Source organism: Buchananella sp. 14KM1171, assembly GCF_041380365.1.
Classification (GTDB): Bacteria; Actinomycetota; Actinomycetes; order Actinomycetales; family Actinomycetaceae; genus Buchananella; species Buchananella felis.
In genome coordinates, this window is sequence record NZ_CP159981.1 from 1,569,701 (window position 1) to 1,589,888 (window position 20,188).

Here is a 20,188-nt window from a genome sequence, read left to right on the forward strand (position 1 = left end):
GAGGCTTTGGCCCCGGCAGCAGTAGCTGCCGGGGCCAAAGCCGCATTGGCGCGGCGTGCCGGGGCGGGGCGCTACCTTCCGCCGAACATGCCTGCGGCCTGGGACTCGGCGGCCGAGTAGGTGTTGGCGGCGGCGTCCAGCTGAAGGCCGATCATCTCGAGGTTGGACTCCACCACCGCCTGGGTTGCCCGCCATTCCTCCGCCACCGCAGCGAAGGCAGCGGAGGCGGAGCCGGTCCACGAAGACTGCAAGGCGGTCAGGTGGGACATCATTGCCGAGACCTCGGCAGAGATGGAGCCCATTGAGGCGCGCGTGCGGGCGGCAGCGGCCGCCACTTCTGCAGAATCAACTTGGAAACGCATTGGATTTCCTTCCGTCTCGTTAGGGGATTGCCCCCAAAGCTAGGCAGGGGAGGAGGGGCCCCAGAAGGGGGAGCGCGCGGCGTGCAGGAAGCGGCGGGCCGGGGCGTGGCTGTGGATAGCGCCCGTCCACAGGAAGCGTTGGATCGGTCACCTGACGCCCATTGCGCAGAGCGCATTCGCGTGCGGTGTTAGCCTGGCAATAGTTTCAAGGTGTAATCCGTGCGGACATCGGAGGAAAAAGTGAGGCTCAAAGAGGTTGTCAAGTCGGACAATGGTGTCTGGGCGAGCTACCACTTCTACGGTACGTGGCGCTCCACGTGGGACTTCATCCTGGAGACAGCACAGTTGATTCTCTACACGGAGTTCGACCCAACCCACCTGGTGGAAGTGGGGTTGAGAGGCGAGGAGAACCGCAGGATCACGGAGGAACTCGCAAGGGTAAACGGAGACCTGAGAAGGAGCGTTGCAGCCACGGAGCACGACATCCTGGTCGTCGCCGGTGACAGCAAATCAATGGGTTTCCCTGTGAGATTCACGTTCTTCAACAATACGGACCGCATCATCCTGGACGCCAAACTGGAGTCTTTAAGGGAACAGGACCGGGAGAACCCGGAAGTCTTCACCCAGTACCTTTCCTCTCTCGAGATTTCGGGGTACGCCGCGATGGCCCGCAAGGGAATGTTCTAGTGGGAACCGGTGTGGACCAGAAGCCTCGCCTCCCTCTGTCCAATGCCGCGATGAGCCAATGAGCGGGCGTCCAACAGATTGGAGCGCCGTTGGTCTGCCCGCCGACCCCACTCCGGGAGACCCAGCGGTTGTTCGAGATGGCGCGCAGCGCTACCTGGGGGTCGCTGATGCGATAAAGGCGTGCGCGGCTAATCTGCGTGCCCTGGACGCGGGGGACTCCAGCCAGGCCGAGAGTGTGCGGGCGCTCATGGAAACGCGGGACACGATCGTGGACGGCGTAAACGCCGCAGAGGCGCGCTATAGGAGCGCCGGTAGTGCGCTCGAAACCTACGCGTTTCGGCTAGACCAGGTGCAGTCTGACACTCTCCTTGCGCTCTACGCTGCTCAGAACGCTGTGGCGGTGCGGGAGGATGCCACACGCCGTAGGCGCCAGTTCGAGGAACTTGCCGAGGACTACGAGGCGGCAGCCGATGAGCACGGGCAAGACCAGTACGCCCTTTACACGCGGCTTGCCGGCTGGGCGGACGAGGACGTTGCGGACGCGGAAGCGGAGATTGGGCGTCAGGTTGAGGCGATCCAGACTGCTGTAAGTGAACGCGATCAGGCGGCACAGAACGCGATCGATGCGATCAAGGGGGCTGTGGAAGCGGATGGTCTTTCAGATTCCTTGTGGGATGACTGGGGCTCCAAGGTCATCGGCTGGATATCTGCCGTAGCGGGCGCAATCTCAAAGTTTGCCGGCATTCTCGCGTTGGTCTTTGCGTTTATTCCAGTTGTAGGGCCGGTACTTGCGGCAGGGTTCGGGGCGATTGCCGCGGTTACTGGAGTGGTGGCGGCCATGGCCGACATTGTCTTGTATGTGGCGGGCGAAAAGACGCTGCTCGAGGTGGTTGTGTCGGTAGGTTTTGCCGCGCTTGGCTGCGTGGGGCTTGGTGGGCTGCGGGGGGCTGCAGGAGCCGTCAAGAACATGTCTCCCAAGGTTCTCTTCGCGATGGGAAAAGCCACAAAGGGAGCGAGCCTCAAGGGGTTTGTGTTCGGCTACGGAAGAAATATCCGCAAGACAGGCGAGGCCCTTGCTGTGGGTGGATTGAATGCAGTGCGTATGCTACCAAAAGCGTTGCGCCATCCAGTTCAGACTGTGCGCAGAATGCATGCCTCCGTAATGGAAATTCGCAATCGCATGATTGACATGACGAAGCCTCGCGAAGGTCGCGCGATGATGACGCCGGGCGAGCGGGAAGCATCGCGCGCAAAGTTCAAGTATCTGGAGGGAAAAAACGTTCACTGGGATAATTTTGAGCGGCATCAATGGGATTCGGAATCTAGTATTCACCTTGTCGAGGACCTTGAATTCAGGTACGGGGCGAAGGCGGACGGAACGCCCAGGTCGCAGGTTGAATGGGAGAATGAGTTCCTCGTGTGGAATATAAAAGACAACTCCCTGATTCCAGATCTTCCGCCAAATAATGGTTTTGTTCCAGGTACGGAGAGATTCTATAACTCCCTGGAGGAGTATCTGGCGGCGGGGCACGACCTTCACCTAGATAGGATTGGCCATCCAGGTGGGAAGTTCTTTGCTGAGGCGCCCGGCGGTGTGCCCATCTCGGCTGAGAAACGAGGAATCGATCCGCGCGGCTACGATCACCCCCATTATTCGTATCAGATAACTGGCTCGCTAGACGGGTTTATGATCAAAGTCGGGGAAATCGCCCCCGCTCTGGGTTCTCCAGGTGGTGGGATTCAGGTCCAGTTCATTGAAACGGCTAAGGGTATCGTCTGGACCGGGGCTGACCTGAAGGGGGGAGGTGTGCTGAAGTAACGATGTGGAGGAGTCTCAACCGCTACACGCAAGAGTTGGTCCGAGTTTCGGGTTGCGAGTTCAGGTCGACAAACATCACGTTCGGTGGCGGGTACTCGTTCGGGTACGCCGGAGATTTGTCTATCCATATATTTAAAGAGAAGGGGCTGTATAAGGTCGGGGCGTCGGAGCGTTATGAAGATGTGTTTGTTGACCTTGTGAGCCGGAGGCTCGATGCTGCCGAGCGGTGGTTTGTGAAGTGTGTGGGGGATGTGCGGCGTGCCTATTATGATGGGTCTCCCACTATTGAATTGCCCGCAGGTTTAAAAGATGTGCGTGCGGGGTATCAAGTTCGCGGGCTCGAGGGTGCTTGGTCCACTCTGGTCAGGAGCGACGGGACCGAGGTGCCGGTGGCGATTCTAGGTACTGTTTGGGAGGACTATTCCAACATTGCTAAGTATTCCCACATTGCCGACCTGCCGGTGGGTGAGCTGGCCCAGTCCTACATGGACCCGGCGGGCGCACCGCTCCTCAGTGACTATGTGCGCAGATGACGCATTGCCAGGATTAGGCGTGACTGCGAGGTCTACGCGTGAGGAGTGCTGAAGTGGTCTTGTGGAGGATTTTGAATCGCTACACGCAAGAATTGGGGCGGGTGCAGGGTTGCAGCCTGGGGGTGACCGGCAAGACTGGCGGCTACATGTTTGGTTTCGGGGACTATATTTATTTCCACATATATAAAGAGGGAGGGGTGTATAAGGTCGGTAAGTCCTCACGTGACGGCGGTGTGTTTGCCGAGCTTTGCAGTTCTCGATTTGATGCCGCCGAGAGATGGTTTATAAAACGCGTGGGCGAGATTCATAGGAACTACAGGGGCCTACCGGAGATTAAGTTGCCAGGCGATGCGGCCGAGGTGAGTAGCGGTTACGAGGTGCGTGCGCTTGGCGCGGCCTGGTCCACCTTGGACAGGAGTGATGGAACAACGGTCCCCATCACAATGTCGGGAGATTTTACTGGGAGATACTGTCGCATTGTCCAGTACTCCCACATTGCCGACCTGCCGGTGGGTGAGCTGGCCCGGTCCTACATGGACCCGGCGGGCGCACCGCTCCTCAGTGACTATTTGCGCAGATGACCCATTGCCAGGATTAGGTCTGACGATGAAGCGTACGCGAAGGGGGTGTTGAGATAACGGTGTGGAGAAGTCTCAACCACTACACACAAGAGTTGGGGCGCGTGCACGGTTGTGACCTGAGGTGGTCGAGCCGAACTGGTGGGTATGTGTTTGAATACGCAGACTATGTATATCTTCACATATTTAGAGAGAAGAGGAGGTATAAGGTTGGGAAGTCGTCGCGCGACGGTGACGTGTTCGTCGAGTTTGTCAGTCCGCAGTTTGACGCGGCTGAGAGATGGTTTGTAATGCGCATGGGGGAGATTTGCAGAAGGTATAGAGGCCTGCGGATGATTAAATTGCCTCGCAGTTTAAGTGATGTGCGTGCGGGGTATCGAGTTCGTAGGCTCGAGGGTGCTTGGTCCACTCTGGTCAGGAGTGACGGGACCGAGGTGCCGGTGGCGGTGCTGGGGACTGTTACCGAGCGACACTCCAACATTGCTGAGTATTCCCACATTGCCGACCTGCCGGTGGGTGAGCTGGCAAAGTCCTATATGGACCCGGCGGGCGCGCCGCTCCTCAGCGACTATGTGCGCAGATGACGTGTTGCCTGGATTAGGCGTGACGGCGAGGCTTACGTACAGGGGGTGGTGAAACCGTGATGTGGAGGAGTCTCAACCGTTACACACAAGAGTTGGCGCGAATTTCGAATTGCGAATTCAGGTCGACAAGCATCACGTTCGGTGGCGGGTACTCGTTCGGGTACGCCGGAGATTTGTATATCCATATATATAAAGAGAAGGGGCTCTATAAGGTTGGTACGGCGTCACGTGATCGTTCAGTCTTTCCATACGTGGTCAGTCGGAGACTTGATGCCGCCGAGCGGTGGTTTGTGAAGTGTGTGGGGGATGTACGGCGTACGTACGACGGGTCTCCCACTATTGAATTGCCCGCAGGTTTAAAAGATGTGCGTGCGGGGTATCAAGTTCGCGGGCTCGAGGGTGCTTGGTCCACTCTGGTCAGGAGCGACGGGACCGAGGTGCCGGTGGCGATTCTAGGTACTGTTTGGGAGGACTATTCCGACATTGCTAAGTATTCCCACATTGCCGACCTGCCGGTGGGTGATCTGGCCCAGTCCTACATGGACCCGGCGGGCGCACCGCTCCTCAGCGACTATGTGCGCAGATGACGAATTGCCAGGATTGGGCGTGACGGCGAGGTCTACGCGTGAGGAGTGCTGAAGTGGTCTTGTGGAGGATTCTCAACCGCTACACGCAAGAGTTAGCGCGGATGCAAACGTGCTCGTTTAGGTCGACAAACATGGAGTCCGGCAGCGGGTACGCGTTCGGCTTCGCCGGCGATTTGTATATTCACATTTATAAAGAGCGGGGGCTATATAAGGTGGGAGGCTCCGAGCGTGCCAGCAGCATTTGGGCCGAGCTTTTCAGTTCTCGGCTAGATGCAGCTGAGAGATGGTTCATTAAGCGTGTTGGAGAGATTCATAGGCACTTTATGAGTTTGCCGGAGATCGAGCTGCCGGGCGATGCGGCCGAGGTGAGGGGCGGTTACGAGGTGCGTGCGCTTGGTGCAGCCTGGTCCACCTTGGACAGGAGTGATGGAACAACGGTCCCCATTACAATGTCGGGAGATTTTACTGGGAGATACTGTCGCATTGTCGAGTACTCCCACATTGCCGACCTGCCGGTGGGTGATCTGGCCCAGTCCTACATGGACCCGGCGGGCGCACCGCTGCTCAGCGACTACGTGGTGAAACGACCCGACTAGCGGGACACGGCTGCGGCACGGACGCCCGCCCCTCGCTTCCTAGAGCTCTGGCCCGTCAGTGGCGGCACCAAGGCCCTCGCCGCCCGCCGTGGGTAGCCCGGCGTTACCCACCTCCACCGCTGCCGGCTCGGCAGCGGTCACGGGCGCTGCGGGACGCTTCGCGGCAACCGGCGCTGCGGGGCGCGGGTCAAAGGCGTCCAGGTCCTCCAGGCAGGTCTCCAGGGTGGAGAAGTCGTCCTCGGCCGCGCGCGGACAGTCCAGGGCCGCCATCAGCTCGGCCACGCTGCGCCGCTGCGGGGCGGGCGCAACCACGGGCGCCAGCGCCTGGGTGCTGTCGATCTCCAGACCCGGCACCGGCTCGATCCGCTGCGTCACCTCCATGCGGTGCACGCCATCACTGCCGTCGGCGGCAACCGGCTTAGCAGTGCCGGCAACCGGCTTTGCGGCACCGGCCGCCGGGTTAGCAGCGCTTACCACCGGCTTAGCAGCTCCGCCTGACTTTTGACACTTGGTATGGAGCTGGGTGGTTTGGGTCGGGTTTTCGTTGATTTTCTGCGGGTGTGGGGGTTGGTTTGGGTCACTAAGGGGGTGGCTATGATGAGGGTTTGTGAGCCCGTTCATCCGTCAAGTGCGTACTGCCTCGGGGGCCACGGCTGTGCAGATCGTGATCAAGGAAGGCCGGCGTAACAGGATTGTTGAGCACATTGGTTCGGCTCGTACGCCTGGCGAGCTTGCTGCCTTGGTCCAGATCGCACGGGAAAAGCTCCATCCTGGCCAGCTCGAGCTAGACCTGGACCTTTCATCGGGGTGGGCAGACTCCGCGCCGGGTGGCCTGGAGGACTACCGGCAGGCGGCCAGTAGCGCAGCGCGCGTGGTTGGCCACCGTAGCGGCTTGTTGTGGCAGATCCTTTGCGATGCTTGGCGGGATCTTGGCTTTGACCAAGCGGTAGGCGATGAGGCCTTCAAACAGATTGTCCTGGCCCGGCTGATCGAACCCACCAGCAAGAGCGCTATAGCAGCAATGTTGACCAGCCTGGGGCTGGAATCCTTTGACTCACGCACCCACTTTCGTGCCCTGGCCCGTTGTGTGGAGCGTGATTACCGCTGCGCTTTGGCTCGCGCGGCTTTGGCGCATTGCCTGGCGTATGGGGATGTGTCCTTGGTGTTGTACGACGTGACTACCTTGTACTTCGAAGTCGAGGAAGAAGACGCGCTACGCAAGGTCGGTTACTCCAAGGAACGCCGCGTCGATCCCCAGATCCTGGTCGGCCTGCTGGTAGACCGCAACGGTTTTCCCCTAGAGGCCTCCTGTTGGGAGGGCAACAAGTGCGAAACCCATACCCTCATCCCTACCATCGAGGCCTTCAAGCAACGCGCTGGGGTGGAAAACCTGGTGGTGGTAGCTGATGCTGGCATGCTCTCTCGGGCTAACTTGCAAGCCCTCAACGAGGCTGGCTACGGCTTCATTGTCGGGGCCAGGCAGACCAAAGCGCCCCTGGACCTCCAAGCGCATTTCTTCTGGCACGGGGACTACTTCACTGATGGGCAGATCATTGAGACCATCACCCCACGCCACGCCGGCAAACAAGAACGCGATCAGCGCCTCAAGGCCGAACCGGTCTGGCACCCACAAACACACCCGGGCTCGTGGCGGGCGATCTGGGTCTACTCATCAAAGCGTGCCGCCAGGGACAACAAGACCCTTACTCTCCAGGAGAACCGGGCTAGAGCCATCGTTGCTGGGGAAAAAGCTATGCGCTCAGCCAGGTTCGTCACCACTAGCTCCCAAGGAAGGGGCCTGGATGAAAAGGCCCTGGCCAGGGCGCGGCGTCTAGTCGGGCTTAAGGGCTATGTCACCAACATCCCAGCCCAGGCCATGAGCGCGGCCGAAATTGTGGCTGACTACCACGATCTGTGGAAGGTGGAACAGTCCTTTCGCATGTCCAAACACGATCTACGCGCCCGCCCGGTCTTCCACCACACCCACCAATCCATCCAGGCTCACCTGACCGTGGTAACCGCTGCCCTGGCCATAGCCCGCCACCTACAGACCCGAACCGGCCTGTCCATCAAGAAGATCATCCAGGCCCTCAGGCCCGTCATTGACGTCACCATCAACATCAACGGACACGAACTCACAGCCACCAGCCAACCCCAAGGCCAAGCCGCCAACATCCTGGCCAGCCTCACCAACAAAATGGGTCACTAACGGTGTCAAAAGTCAGGCTAGAGCTCTGGCCCGTCAGTGGCGGCACCAAGGCCCTCGCCGCCCGCCGTGGGTAGCCCGGCGTTACCCACCTCCACCGCTGCCGGCTCGGCAGCGGTCACGGGCGCTGCGGGACGCTTCGCGGCAACCGGCGCTGCGGGGCGCGGGTCAAAGGCGTCCAGGTCCTCCAGGCAGGTCTCCAGGGTGGAGAAGTCGTCCTCGGCCGCGCGCGGACAGTCCAGGGCCGCCATCAGCTCGGCCACGCTGCGCCGCTGCGGGGCGGGCGCAACCACGGGCGCCAGCGCCTGGGTGCTGTCGATCTCCAGACCCGGCACCGGCTCGATCCGCTGCGTCACCTCCATGCGGTGCACGCCATCACTGCCGTCGGCGGCAACCGGCTTAGCAGTGCCGGCAACCGGCTTTGCGGCACCGGCCGCCGGGTTAGCAGCGCTTACCACCGGCTTAGCAGCTCCGGCCACCGCCTTCTCACCGCCCAGGAGTTCGGCGGACTTGGCGGTCGGCCGGGCGGCAGCGTCGTCCACCGGGGGACTCACGACGGCCGGGTGGGCGCCCCGCCCGCCGGGAATCGGCGTCGCCACGGCAGCGGGGGCGACCGGTTGGGGGAGGGGGGCAACGATCAGACGCGGCGTAGTAGCCTCCGGCACGCCCGGCGCCGGCACCTCCCCGGCGGCGTCCACCTCGGCGTGCGCCAAGAGCTCGGCGCGCAGGCTGCCGTCGGGGTCCAGCTCGGCAAGCTCGGCCTCCAGGCGGGCCTGCTCGGAGGCAAGGTTCTGCCTGGCCGCCTCCTCCCACTGCTTCCCGGCCGAGGTGCGGAAGATCGCGGGGCGCGCCAACAGCCGCTCCAGCGCGGCCAGGCGGCCCACCACGTAGGTGAGCGGGTCCAGCTCGCGGTACTCCTCACGGATCTTGGTGCGGTAGTCGCGATACTTCTGCGGGGTGGCGCCCAGGATCGCCAGGTCGGCGTCGCACAGCACCGCGCAGTCCACGTCGCGCGGGCCTGCCCCGCCGATGTTCATCACCATCTTCTCGACGTAGTCGATCATGGCGGGCGGCACGCGCAGCTCGGTCAGCTCCAGGCGGGCCCGCACGGCGCCGGCCTGGGTGTCCTCCCCGAACTTGCGGGGGTCGAGCCCGGGGGCCGGGGTGCGGTAGATGGCGCCGTGGTACCAGGCGGCCACGCGCAGCGCGTCGGGGTGGTGGGAGGCGATGGCCAGAATGTCCAGGCGCTCCAGCACCGCCACCAGGTGCTTGACGGAGTGGAAGGTGCGTTCGGGAGATTGCCACGAATCGATGAGGGCCCGACCAATCCTGCTGATCTTCTCCTCATCGGCCTGTGCTCCGAGCGCTTGCACCGAGCGAATGAACGCCGGCAGCAACCACGCGGCAATAGTCACTGCGTACTCCCTTGCTTGCCTATCAGCGTTAAAGAATGGTCCGCTTGCCGCGACTTGTCCAGTTCGTTTTGCCTGGCTGGGGACCGATTCACGCCCCGCCTGCGTGTTTTAGCGCCGCTTTTTGGCTTCCGCTGGGGCCGACGTCCCACCCTCGTCCCCGCTGGAGACGGCTTTTGTGCGTGCTGCCTTGGGGCCAGCGAGCGGCACCTCGATCCGCATGGTGGCGCCACCGCCGGGGGTGTCCAGCACCCGGATGGTGCCCTCGTGCTTGGCCATGATCGCGGAGACGATCGCCAGGCCCAGGCCAGAACCGCCCGTGGCGCGGGCCCGGGAGGTGTCTGTGCGGAAGAAGCGCTCGAAAATTCGGGAGGATGCCTCTGGGGGAATACCAGGGCCGTGGTCGCGCACCTCGATGGCCCCCATCCCGCCGCGCCTGCCCACGGCGATCTCCACCGGGGAGCCGGGGGGCGTGTGGCGTTGGATGTTGCCGAGCAGGTTTGTGACCACCTGAGTGATCCGGTCGGCGTCCGCCACCGCCAGGAGCGGGGCGGGCTGGCTGGGGCTGACCGGGGCTATCTGGCCGAGGGCGGTCGGGTGCGCGTCGGCGCCGTTCTGCGCGGGCAGCCGGGTGAAGTCGGTGGGATCGGCCGGGGTGCCGTCGCCCAGCTGAGGGGCGTTGTCTGCCAGTAGCAGCAGGCTCACCTCGCGGTCCGGGGCTAGGGCACGCAGGTCCTCCACGCCCCGGGCCGCCACGCGCCTCAGGTCCACGTTGCTGAACTGCAGGGGGCGGCCCTCGTCCAGGCGGGCCAGCTGCAGCAGGTCCTCCACCAGGCCCCCCATGCGCTTGGACTCGGACTCGATGCGGCGCATCGTGGAGCCCACCTGATCGGCGGGAATACCGCCCATGCGGTAGAGCTCGGCGTAGCCCCGCACGGCCGCCAAGGGTGTGCGCAGCTCGTGTGAGGCGTCAGAGACGAAGCGCTGCATGTTCTCCCGCAGCTCCTGCTCGCGCGCAAAGGACTGCTCGATGCGCGCCAGCATGAGGTTCAGGGAACCGGCCAGGGAGCCCACCTCGGTGGAGGGCGGCTCAGCGTGGATACGCACCGCCAGGTCACCGCCGGCGATCTGCCCGGCCACCTGCTCGATCTCTCGCAGCGGCCGCAGGGCACGTCGGACCAGGTAACTAGCCCCCACCACGGAGATAAGCAGGATCACGGTGGCCACCACGATCATCACGCCCACGGTGCGCAGGATCGTCGCCTTCAGCGGCTCGGTGGACAACGCCACGATCGCAACGCCCCGCGCCTGGGAGGTGGTGCGAGGGGAGATAGGGATCATCACCGCGCGCCACGTCTTGCCGGGAATGTTGGACGCCAGGGTGAAGGGGACCGGGTCCCCGGACTCCGACAGGCGTACCACCGCGTCCGCGTAGCTCACCCCCAGGTCCACCGGCCGCCCGGAGGACTTCTCCAGCTCAGACCACAGCAGGGTGGTGGTGTCGTAGCCGTCGAACTTGATGTGAACGTAGTAGTCGCCCACGAAGTTGAAGTCACCGGGCGTGGACTGGAGCGAAAGCTGCAGGGCGCGCGTGGCGATCACCGGCGCGGTCCCGGTCAGCTTCTGGTCCAGCTGCTCCATCAGGTGGTTGTTCAGCAGGGTGACGGTCACCATCGAGGCGATCGCCAGGCCAAGCGTCAGTAGCGCCGTGGTGAGCACCACCAGCCGCTGCGTCAGCGGCGCCGCGTGCCAACTGTCGTGAAAGCGCGCCTTGATCCCAGCGCGCCCGCCCCCCTGCTGCCTTGCCACGCGGTTACTGGCGCGGAGCGCGGATCATGTAGCCCACCCCGCGGCGGGTCTGGATCAGCTCGGTGGCGGGCACGTCGCCCTCCGGGGCAACGGAGTCGATCTTGCGGCGCAGGTAGGAGATGTAGGACTCGATGATGTTGGCCTCGCCCTCCCAGTCGTACTCCCACACGTGGTCCAGGATCTGGCTCTTGGAGACCACGCGGCCCTCGTTGAGCATGAGGTAGCGCAGCAGCTTGAACTCGGTGGGGGAGAGCTCGATGGACTTGCCGGCGCGGCGCACCTCGTGTGCGTCCTCGTCCAGTTCGATGTCGGCCACGCGCAACACGCCGTCGTCGCCGCCGTCGTCCTTCTTGGTGCGGCGCAGCACCGCGCGGATGCGGGCCACCACCTCTTCCAGGCCGAAGGGCTTGGTGATGTAGTCGTCGCCGCCCACGGTCAGGCCCTGGACCTTGTCTTGCATGTCGTCGCGCGCGGTGAGGAACACGACGGGGGTGAGGATGCCGCGCTCGCGCAGCCGGCGCGTGACGGAGAACCCGTCCATGTCGGGCATCATCACGTCCAGGACCAGTAGGTCCAGGTTCTCGTTGAGTGCGGCAGTGACCGCCTCGGTGCCGTTGGAGGCGGTGATCACCTCGAAGCCCGCGAAGCGGAGGGACGACGCCAGCAGGTCGCGGATGTTCGGCTCGTCATCCACTACCAGCAGGCGAGCCTCAGGGGTTGAAGCGTTCATAAATCAATTATTCCCCCTTTTGTCTGGAGGTTGGCTGGAAGTTGAGTGGGCTGTGGATGGAGAGTCGCCCGGAGGAGCCTCGATTTTTCCCCAGTCCTCCCTCGGGGCGAGCTTGGAGTTGACCCGAGCAGCGATAATTCTCAAAGCCCGTCCTGAACCGAGGAGTTATCAATGCCCACCGCCGACCCGTTCAACCCGCCAGGCGTGGTCTTCCAGCCGGTATCGCCCAAGCTCGCACCGGTGCGCCTGGCAGGCACCTGGATCACCTGCGGAATCGGGGCGATCGCCTTCGCCATCCCCGCCGTGCTGGTCAGCCCCTGGTTCTACATCGGCACGGGCTTCTTCGCTGTGATCGCGCTGTGGGTGAGCCTGCTGGTCTCCCGCCAGGTCAAGGCGATGGGATACGCGGAAAGCGCCGAGGAGCTGCTGTGGCGCAAGGGCGTCATGTTCAAGCAACTGACCGTGGTGCCCTACGGTCGCATGCAGTACGTGGACGTCTCCGCCGGCCCCATCGCCCGCGCCTTCGGGATCGCGGAGCTGAAGATGCACACCGCCGCCATGGAGGGCGACGTGGTCATCAACGGCCTGCCCCTGGAGGAGGCCAACCGGTTGCGCGCCCGCCTGACCGCGCTCGGCGAGGCGAAGTTGGCGGGCCTGTGAGCGCGCCCATGATGCCCGACGTTCCGCCCGCACCCCCCACCGCCGCGCCCCTGTCCTTTGCCGGCGAGGTCAAGGGCGAGGTGGGCACGGTGATGCTGGAGCGCGGCCCGGAACAGGTCATCTGGCGCCGCGTGCACGGTGTCACCCCCATCGTGCGCTCCTGGCAGGCAGTGGTGGCGCTGGCCGCAGTTCTCTTCGCTGTCTTTGTGGAGCTCATGTCTGACTTCCGCAGCACCGGCTTCTTCGGCACCCTGGCCGGAGTCGTGGAGGACTACACCCTCCACGCGCTGGGCGGGGCCGGACTGCTACTGGGGCTGGTGGCCTTGGGCTTCTTCCTGCAATGGCGGGCTATCCGCTACACGGTCTCCTCCGACGGCGTCCATCTGAACACCGGCGTGCTGATGAAGCAGCAGCGCGTGCTGCGCCTGACGCGCATCCAGACGGTAGACATCACCCGGCCGCTGCTGGGCCGCATCCTGGGGCTCGGCGAGCTCACCGTGGAGGCGGCCGGTGGCGCCGACTCCAGCGTCAAGATCGGCTTCCTCCCCGAGCGCGAGCTCAACGAGCTGCGCGCGGAGGTGCTGGCCCGCGCCGCCGGCGTCAAGGTGGGCCAGGGCGTTGGCCTGGCCCAGCCCGTCGCGCCGGGAGCGCCCACCCAGTTCGTCCCAGCCGCTCAGCCTGGACAGGTGGGGGCGGCCGGGACGGCAGCGTCGGCCATGGCAATGCCGGCGGCAGGGCCGGCAATCGCGGTGGCTCCGCCAGCCGCGCAGACGGGCGCGCACCCGGTGGCGCCGGCTCCGCACGGGCAGCAGACTGCCCCAGCGGCTCTGAGCGGTTTCCAGGGCGGCCAGCGCGTGGACATGTCCATGGAGGCACGGCGCTCCCCGGTGGCGCCCGAGCGGCTCATCTACCGCGTCCCGCCCAGCAACCTCATCGGCGCGCTCATGCGCAACCTCGCCGTCTGGGTCGCGGCGCTCGCCCTGCTGGGGGTCGTGACCGCCACCCTGGTACTGACCGCGCTCGGGCACATCGAGGTGCTGCTGGCCGGCCCCGCCTACCTGCTGCCCATGGTGATCGCCTTCGCGGGCTTCCTGTGGCAGCGCTTCGCCGGCGAATACAACTTCCGGGCCGCGCTGTCCGCCGACGGCGTGCGCATCCACCGGGGCCTGACCCAGACCGTGGCGCAGACCATCCCGCCCGGGCGCATCCAGGCCGTCACCCTCACCCAGCCGCTGTTGTGGCGAGGCAAGGACTGGTGGCGCGTTACCGTGCAGGTGGCCGGCCAAAGCCGCCAAGACGGCAACAACCAGAAGCTGGAGAACGACATCACGCTGCTGCCCGTCGGCTCGCGAGAGGAAGCGCTCTACGCGCTCTGGCTGGCCGTGCCGGAGCTGGGGCTGCTGCCCGGCGAGAGCCCGGCAGAGGTGCTGGCAGCCGGCCTGACCGGGCAGGGCGAGGCCGCAGGATTCGTGGTCAGCCCACGTGGCGCCCGCTGGTTCAACCCCATCGAGTTCCGCCGCCTGGGCGTGCGCCTAGCCGAGCGCACCACCCTCTACCGCAGCGGCCGCATCAGGCGCTCCCTGCAGGTGGTGCCTCATGTGCGCCTGCAGGGCGTCACGGCAAAGGCCGGCCCACTCGATCGTGCCGCCGGGGTGGCCTGCCTGACCCTCGCGGTGGCAAACACCGCCCCCGTGCGCGTCCAGCACGTCGAGGCCGGCTACGCCGCCTACCTGCAGGAAAACCTGGTGCGCCTGTCCCGGGAGGACCGCCACCGCGAGGCCCCCGAGCAGTGGATGACCCGCGTAGGCGTGGAGGTCCCCGCCGCGCCCGCGCCGGGTGGCGTGCCTGCGCCGGTGCCGGTTGGCGGGGGCGGGGCTGCGTCTGCATCTGTTGGCGTGGCCGGGGCGTCGGTCGCCCCGGTGGGCGTGCCCGGGGCACCGGTCGCCCCGGCGGGGCCCGGTCAGGGGGCCGTGCAGTTTGGCGGGGGCGGGTGGAACGTCGGCCACCAAGAGCCCGGTCAGGGGGCCGCGCAGTGATCGCCACCGGCCGGCTCGGCATCGGCATCGTCGGGGCCGGTCGCGTGGGCGCCGTGCTGGGCAGTGCGTGGCGCGCCACCGGGCATGACGTCGTAGCGGTATCCGCCTCCTCCGAGGCCAGCCGGGAGCGCGCCGACGTGATGCTGCCCGGCGTGCCCGTGCTGGAAGTGGAAGAGGTGGTGGCACGCAGCGAACTGGTGCTGCTCGCCGTGCCCGACGACGCCCTGCCCGGCCTGGTGTCCGGCCTGGCCCAGCTGGGCTGCTTCAAACCGGGACAGATCGTGGTGCACCCCGCCGGGCGATTCGGGGTGGAGGTCCTGGCCCCCGCCACCGCCGCCGGGGCGATCGGGGTGGCGCTGCACCCGGCCATGACGTTCTCCGGCACCTCCCTGGACCTGCCGCGCCTGACCGGCTGCCCCATAGCGGTGACCGCCGCCCCCGGGATCCTGCCGATCGGGCAGGCGCTCGCGGTGGAGCTGGGCGGCGAACCCTTCGTGGTCGCCGAGGAGGCGCGGCTGCTCTACCACGCGGCCCTGGCGCACGGCGCCAACCACCTGGTGACGCTGGTGAACCAGGCGGTGCGGCTGGCGCAGGCCGCCGGGGTGAGGGACGCTGGGGCGCTGCGCCCGCTGCTGGAAACGGCTCTAGACCGAGCCCTGCGGGAGAGCGACTCGGCCCTGACCGGGCCAGTTTCACGAGGAGATTCGGGAACCGTGCGTGGACACCTGGAGGCCATTGAGGCCGCGGCCGTGGGGGCGCGGGTGGACGACGAGCCGGCCGTCGCCGCCGAACTCGCCTCCGCCGCGCGCACCTACCGGCACCTGGCCACCGCGACGGTGGAGCGCTGCGAGGCGCTGGGGCGGCTCAACCCCGAGCAGGTGCGCCAGTTAGGGCAGGCGCTGGCCGGTTGAGGGGTGCCCGGTGGGGTGGCCCGGGTTTGGCCCGGGTTTGGCCCGGGTTTGGCCCGGGTTTGGCCCGGGTTTGGCCCGGGTTTGGCCCGGGTGTTTGTTTCAAATTCGTACGGCCTAGACCTTATGCAGCCGACCTAGACCTGAGAACGCTACGCAAGGTCTAGGTCGAGTGCACAAGGTCTAGGTCGAGCGGTTTAGTGGGCGGGCGGGCCGGGGTGGGGACCCGGGGTGCAGCCGCGCCCGGTCTCGGGTGGGGACCCGGGGTGCAGCCGCGCCCGGTCTCGGGTGGGGACCCGGGGTGCCGCCGCGCCCCTGCGGTGACGCAGCAGCACATCCGTGGTGACGCAGCAGTGTGACGTTTCCCGGCACGGGTCGCCCGGGGTGGAGCCCGGCCGGGCCAGGCGCCTACGCTGGAAGGCGTGAAAATCCTTGCCCGCACGCGCGCTGAACTGGCCGACGCTCTCTCCCGCCTGGAGGGGCGCCGGGGCGTCGTCATGACCATGGGCGCGATCCACGAGGGCCACCTGGACCTGGTGCGCGCCGCCGCGAAGGTGTGCGACCACCTGGTGGCCACCGTGTTCGTCAACCCGCTGCAGTTCGGGCCCAGCGAGGATCTGGACGCCTACCCGCGCGACCTGGAGGGCGACTTCGCCAAGCTGACGGGCGCCGGGGCCGCCGTGGTGTTTGCGCCTAGCGTGGCGGAGATGTACCCGCACGGGGCGCCCACCACCACGATCCAGCCCGGGAGCGCGGGCGCCCCGCTGGAGGGGGCGCGCAGGCCTGGCCACTTTGCGGGCGTGTGCACGGTGGTGATCAAGCTGCTGGGCTTGACCCGTCCGGATGTGGCGGCGTTTGGTCGCAAGGACGCCCAGCAGCTGGCCGTGATCGGGCAGCTGGTGGAGGACCTGGACCTGCCCGTGGAGATTTTGCCGGTGCCGATTCGCCGCGAGGAGGACGGGCTGGCGATGAGCTCGCGCAATGCCTACCTGAGCGAGGTGGAGCGCCAGCAGGCGTTGGCGCTGTCCGCTTCCTTGCGCTTGGCGCAGCAGGCCGCCGCGCGTGGTGAGCAGGCGGACGACGTTGCCGCAGCGGCCCGTTCGTTCCTGCAGGTGGCCCCCGGTGTGGAGCTGGAGTACGCCGAGCTGGTGGACCCCAAGACTTTTGAGCCCTTCCCGGCAGGTGGGGTGGGAGGCGCCTTGCTGGTGCTGGCCGCCCGGGTGGGCACCACCCGTCTGATCGACAACGCAGAGATAGAGGTAATGGCCCGATGACTACCCCCGCCTCCCTGCAGCGCACGATGATGATCGGCAAGATTCATCGGGCCACGGTGACGCAGGCAGACCTGAACTACGTAGGTTCGATCACGATCGACGCGGACCTGTGCGACGCGGCGGACTTCCTGCCGGGTCAGCAGGTTGACGTGGTCAACTGCACCAACGGCAACCGCCTGACCACGTACGTGATCCGGGGCGAGGCCGGCAGCGGTGTCATCGGTATCAACGGCGCGGCCGCTCACCTGGTGGGGCCGGGTGACGTGGTCATCATCATCTCTTACGGTGTGATGAGCGACGCCGACGCGCGTACCTACCAGCCGCACGTGGCCTTTGTGGACGCGGACAACCGCCTGGTGGAGGCCGGGGCCCACCCGGGTGCCGCCCCCGCCGGCGCTACCACCCCCGACACGGGAGCTGAGCTGATCAGCGCCTCCCTGCCCTTCCGAGACTAGGATTTCGCCCTGTGACTGAGAACCAGGCCCCTGCGGCTACCCCCGAGAGTGACGTTCCCGAGCAGGTGCGGGTGCGCGCTGACAAGCGTGCCCGGCTCCTGGAGTCCGGCCAGGAGGCCTACCCGGTAGTCCTGCCGATCACCACCACGATCGCGCAGGTGCGCCAGCAGTACGCCCACCTGGAGACCGGTGAGGAGACCGAGGACCTGGTGGGTATCGCCGGGCGCGTGGTGCTCTCTCGCAACACGGGCAAGCTGTGCTTCGCCACCCTGATGGACGGCGCGGGCGAGCGCATCCAGGTGATGCTCTCTGCCGCCGAGGTGGGCGCGGAGTCCCTGGCGGAGTACAAGACGGACGTGGACCTGGGCGACCACCTGTTTGTGCACGGCCGCGTGATCAGCTCCCGCCGTGGCGAGCTGTCCATCATGGCCCGTCCGGGCGTTGCCCCGGCCGGCCTGTTCACCCCGGGGATCGCCGAGGGTGACCCGGTGCCGGCGTGGCAGATCGCGGCCAAGACGCTGCGCCCGCTGCCCAAGAGCTACACCGCCGAGGACGGCACCGAGATGTCGCTGTCCGAGGACATGCGGGTGCGCCGCCGCTACCTGGACATGATCGTGCGCCCGGCGGCGCGCGACATGGTGCGCATGCGCGCCAAGGTGGTCAAGTCCCTGCGCGAGTACTTCGACGAGGCGGGCTTCATCGAGATCGAGACGCCGATGCTGCAGACGCTGCACGGTGGCGCGGCTGCCCGCCCGTTCTCCACGCACATGAACGCTTACGACACGGAGCTGTTCCTGCGCATCGCCCCGGAGCTGTTCCTCAAGCGCGCCGTGGTGGGCGGCGTGGACAAGGTTTTCGAGATCAACCGCAACTTCCGCAACGAGGGCGCGGACTCCTCCCACTCCCCGGAGTTCACGATGCTGGAGGCCTACGAGGCCTACGGCTCCTACGACACGATGGCGCGCCGCACCCGCGAGTTCGTGCAGAAGGCGGCCCGTGACGCGTTCGGCACTGAGGTGGTCACCCTGGCCGACGGCTCCAGCTACGACCTGTCCGGTACCTGGCGCGAGATCTCCATGTTCGAGGCGACGGCCGAGGCGCTGGGCCGCGAGTTCACTGCGGCGACCCCGCTGGAGGAGCTGGTGCGTATCGCAGAGGAGCTGGGCGAGGACGTGGCCGACCACTGGGGCCCGGGCAAGGTGGCCGAGGTCATCTTCGAGGCCGCCGTGGGCGACAAGCTGTGGGAGCCCACGTTCGTGCGCGACTACCCGGAGGACTCCAGCCCGCTCACCCGTGGACACCGCTCCAAGCCGGGCGTGGTGGAGAAGTGGGACCTGTACGTGCGCGGCTTCGAGCTGGCCACGGCCTACTCCGAGCTGGTGGACCCGGTCATTCAGCGTCAGCGCTTCGAGGCGCAGGCCCTGGCGGCGGCCAACGGCGACCCGGAGGCCATGGTGCTGGACGAGGACTTCCTGATGGCGATGGAGTACGGCATGCCGCCGGCAGGCGGCATGGGCATGGGCCTGGACCGCCTGCTGATGGCGCTGACCGGCCTGGGCATCCGCGAGACCATCACCTTCCCCTTGGTGAAGTCGCTCTAGACGAGCAACGTCAAGCGGGGTGGGGACGCTGGTAGCGTCCCCACCCCGCTTGGCTTTCGGGCCACGGTTCGTAGCGGTCCGGTGACACGGCACCCCGGTGACCCCCGGGGGAGAGGCCCCGGGGGAGAGGCCCCGGGTCATGGCGGCCCGGCGGCTTGGTGGTCCCGGTGACTAGGCTGCGCAGCGGGCTGGGCCCGGGCAGTGAATCTCGACGTTTGCCTTTGAGTCTCGACGAACTGGTCTGAATCTCGACGTTTGCCGGGGTGCGAACGTCGAGATTCGGCGGGCAACGTCGAGTTGAAGGCTCAAACGTCGAGCCTCGCAAACGCCCGAGCCGCCCGCCCGGGTCCTAGAGCAGCGCCAGGCCCTGCTCGTGCAGGATCTCCAGCATCGGGGAGGCCTCGGCAGGGCCGCGCCCCGGCTTGACCCGGATCTGGTTGGTGAAGGAGTCCAGGCGCCCGCCGCCCTCGCGCAGCTCGTAGTACTCCTGGATCACGGCGTCGTACTCCGCCAGCGCCTCGGCGTAGGAGTCCACGAACGGGTAGGAGTCCACCCCGCTCATCACCTCCAGCGGCAGGCGCGGTTTGAACTGCGGCTCCTGGGCGCGGTGGCCCACCAGCAGCCCGAACAGGGGATAGGTCAGCTTGGGCAGGCCCAGGGCGGCGATCGCGCGGCGCGGGTCGGCGTTGATGGAGCCCAGGTAGCAGGTGCCCAGCCCCATGGACTCGGCGGCCACCACCATGTTCTGTGCCGCCAGCGTCGTGTCTTCCACCGCCTCCAGGAACAGGTTCATGCGGGCCAGCGGCTCGTTGCCCAGCCCCGCCTCGGCGCGGATACGCGAGTTGCGGTAGAGGTCCACCACGAACACGAACAGCTCGCCCTTGTCCCCGCCCACGTACGGCTGGCCGGAGGCGCCGTGCAGCTCGGCGCGCACCTCCGGGTCCACCACGTGGATGACGGTGCACTGCTGCAGGAACGCCGCGCTGGCAGTGTGGCGGGCCACCTCTAGCAGGGTGCGCACCTCCTGCGGCGTGAGCTTTTGCCCGGTAAAGGCCCGGATGGTGCGGTGATTCATCTGGACACTGATGGTCTGGTTGGTCACCGGGGTGGACTCGGGGGTGTTCAGCTTCTGCAGGGTCATGGCGGCCTCCTCGCGCCCATTTTGCCCCTCATTCCGCCGGCAGCGGGCGTGATTGGCCCTGACCAATCCGGTGTCGTGGTACCGGCCTTGAGCGCGGCCGCATTGCGCCTTGCCCGTGGGACGACGCCGCGCCTTCCGGCCGCCCCGCCGAAACTTGTCAAACCGCGCCGGGCCTTGTCCTTAGCGGCCCCGCTAAGGACAAGTCTCGTG

Annotated in this window: 20 protein-coding genes; 14 read left to right on the forward strand and 6 right to left on the reverse strand. The window is 66.2% G+C overall.

Features of this window, described 5'->3' with window-relative positions; all coding sequences use genetic code 11:
- Nucleotides 1-71 precede the first annotated feature (71 nt).
- Nucleotides 72-362: a WXG100 family type VII secretion target gene (locus ABYF38_RS06050; protein WP_371151496.1), complete on the reverse strand. Its 291-nt coding sequence runs from the start codon at nt 360-362 to the stop codon at nt 72-74.
- A 219-nt stretch (nt 363-581) separates the two neighbouring features.
- Between ABYF38_RS06050 and ABYF38_RS06055 the strand changes: the two genes are divergently transcribed.
- The 7 genes from ABYF38_RS06055 (at nt 582) to ABYF38_RS06085 (ending at nt 5,746) form a co-directional block, all read left to right on the forward strand.
- Nucleotides 582-1,049, forward strand: coding sequence for a hypothetical protein (locus tag ABYF38_RS06055; protein ID WP_371151497.1), 468 nt, complete (start codon nt 582-584; stop codon nt 1,047-1,049).
- A gap of 349 nt (nt 1,050-1,398) precedes the next feature.
- Nucleotides 1,399-2,868, forward strand: coding sequence for a glycohydrolase toxin TNT-related protein (locus ABYF38_RS06060; protein ID WP_371151498.1), 1,470 nt, complete (start codon nt 1,399-1,401; stop codon nt 2,866-2,868).
- 2 nt (nt 2,869-2,870) lie between these two features.
- Complete coding sequence (locus ABYF38_RS06065; RefSeq protein ID WP_371151499.1) at nt 2,871-3,401, forward strand: Imm61 family immunity protein; 531 nt, start codon at nt 2,871-2,873, stop codon at nt 3,399-3,401.
- Between the two features lie 122 nt (nt 3,402-3,523).
- Complete coding sequence (locus tag ABYF38_RS06070) at nt 3,524-3,982, forward strand: Imm61 family immunity protein (protein WP_371151500.1); 459 nt, start codon at nt 3,524-3,526, stop codon at nt 3,980-3,982.
- A 146-nt stretch (nt 3,983-4,128) separates the two neighbouring features.
- Complete coding sequence (locus tag ABYF38_RS06075; RefSeq protein ID WP_371151501.1) at nt 4,129-4,563, forward strand: Imm61 family immunity protein; 435 nt, start codon at nt 4,129-4,131, stop codon at nt 4,561-4,563.
- A 59-nt stretch (nt 4,564-4,622) separates the two neighbouring features.
- On the forward strand, nt 4,623-5,150 hold the full coding sequence (locus tag ABYF38_RS06080; protein ID WP_371151502.1) for an Imm61 family immunity protein: 528 nt from the start codon (nt 4,623-4,625) through the stop codon (nt 5,148-5,150).
- Nucleotides 5,151-5,281: 131 nt separating this feature from the next.
- Nucleotides 5,282-5,746, forward strand: a complete 465-nt coding sequence (locus tag ABYF38_RS06085; RefSeq protein WP_371151503.1) for an Imm61 family immunity protein — start codon at nt 5,282-5,284, stop codon at nt 5,744-5,746.
- A 39-nt stretch (nt 5,747-5,785) separates the two neighbouring features.
- On the opposite strand, the gene ABYF38_RS06090 is transcribed toward ABYF38_RS06085, so the two are convergent.
- The gene (locus ABYF38_RS06090) at nt 5,786-6,223 is read right to left on the reverse strand and encodes a hypothetical protein (protein WP_371151504.1); all 438 of its coding nucleotides are present in this window, start codon (nt 6,221-6,223) and stop codon (nt 5,786-5,788) included.
- Between the two features lie 130 nt (nt 6,224-6,353).
- On the opposite strand from ABYF38_RS06090, the gene ABYF38_RS06095 reads away from it, so the two are divergent.
- On the forward strand, nt 6,354-7,955 hold the full coding sequence (locus ABYF38_RS06095; RefSeq protein WP_420492504.1) for an IS1634 family transposase: 1,602 nt from the start codon (nt 6,354-6,356) through the stop codon (nt 7,953-7,955).
- 17 nt (nt 7,956-7,972) lie between these two features.
- Here the strand turns inward: ABYF38_RS06095 and ABYF38_RS06100 are convergent, their stop codons facing one another.
- The 3 genes from ABYF38_RS06100 to ABYF38_RS06110 form a co-directional block, all read right to left on the reverse strand.
- Nucleotides 7,973-9,367, reverse strand: coding sequence for a hypothetical protein (locus tag ABYF38_RS06100; RefSeq protein ID WP_371151505.1), 1,395 nt, complete (start codon nt 9,365-9,367; stop codon nt 7,973-7,975).
- A 108-nt stretch (nt 9,368-9,475) separates the two neighbouring features.
- Nucleotides 9,476-11,173 (reverse strand): sensor histidine kinase, encoded by a 1,698-nt coding sequence (locus ABYF38_RS06105; protein ID WP_371151506.1) that lies wholly within the window; start codon nt 11,171-11,173, stop codon nt 9,476-9,478.
- A gap of 4 nt (nt 11,174-11,177) precedes the next feature.
- Nucleotides 11,178-11,903: a response regulator transcription factor gene (locus tag ABYF38_RS06110; RefSeq protein ID WP_371151507.1), complete on the reverse strand. Its 726-nt coding sequence runs from the start codon at nt 11,901-11,903 to the stop codon at nt 11,178-11,180.
- Between the two features lie 171 nt (nt 11,904-12,074).
- Between ABYF38_RS06110 and ABYF38_RS06115 the strand changes: the two genes are divergently transcribed.
- From ABYF38_RS06115 to ABYF38_RS06140, 6 genes are all read left to right on the forward strand, one after another.
- The gene (locus ABYF38_RS06115) at nt 12,075-12,563 is read left to right on the forward strand and encodes a PH domain-containing protein (protein ID WP_371151508.1); all 489 of its coding nucleotides are present in this window, start codon (nt 12,075-12,077) and stop codon (nt 12,561-12,563) included.
- Nucleotides 12,560-14,599, forward strand: coding sequence for a PH domain-containing protein (locus tag ABYF38_RS06120; RefSeq protein ID WP_371151509.1), 2,040 nt, complete (start codon nt 12,560-12,562; stop codon nt 14,597-14,599). The genes ABYF38_RS06115 and ABYF38_RS06120 overlap by 4 nt, the downstream gene beginning before the upstream one ends.
- Entirely contained in the window at nt 14,599-15,510 is a 912-nt protein-coding gene (locus tag ABYF38_RS06125; protein WP_371153006.1) for a Rossmann-like and DUF2520 domain-containing protein, read from the forward strand. Before ABYF38_RS06120 ends, ABYF38_RS06125 begins: the two co-directional genes overlap by 1 nt.
- 419 nt (nt 15,511-15,929) lie before the next feature.
- Entirely contained in the window at nt 15,930-16,781 is an 852-nt protein-coding gene (gene panC, locus ABYF38_RS06130; protein ID WP_371151510.1) for a pantoate--beta-alanine ligase, read from the forward strand.
- Entirely contained in the window at nt 16,778-17,236 is a 459-nt protein-coding gene (panD, locus tag ABYF38_RS06135) for an aspartate 1-decarboxylase (protein ID WP_371151511.1), read from the forward strand. Before panC ends, panD begins: the two co-directional genes overlap by 4 nt.
- A gap of 11 nt (nt 17,237-17,247) precedes the next feature.
- Nucleotides 17,248-18,837 (forward strand): lysine--tRNA ligase, encoded by a 1,590-nt coding sequence (locus tag ABYF38_RS06140; protein WP_371151512.1) that lies wholly within the window; start codon nt 17,248-17,250, stop codon nt 18,835-18,837.
- 349 nt (nt 18,838-19,186) lie between these two features.
- On the opposite strand, the gene ABYF38_RS06145 is transcribed toward ABYF38_RS06140, so the two are convergent.
- Nucleotides 19,187-19,978, reverse strand: coding sequence for an NADPH-dependent oxidoreductase (locus ABYF38_RS06145; RefSeq protein WP_371151513.1), 792 nt, complete (start codon nt 19,976-19,978; stop codon nt 19,187-19,189).
- Nucleotides 19,979-20,188: the final 210 nt, after the last annotated feature.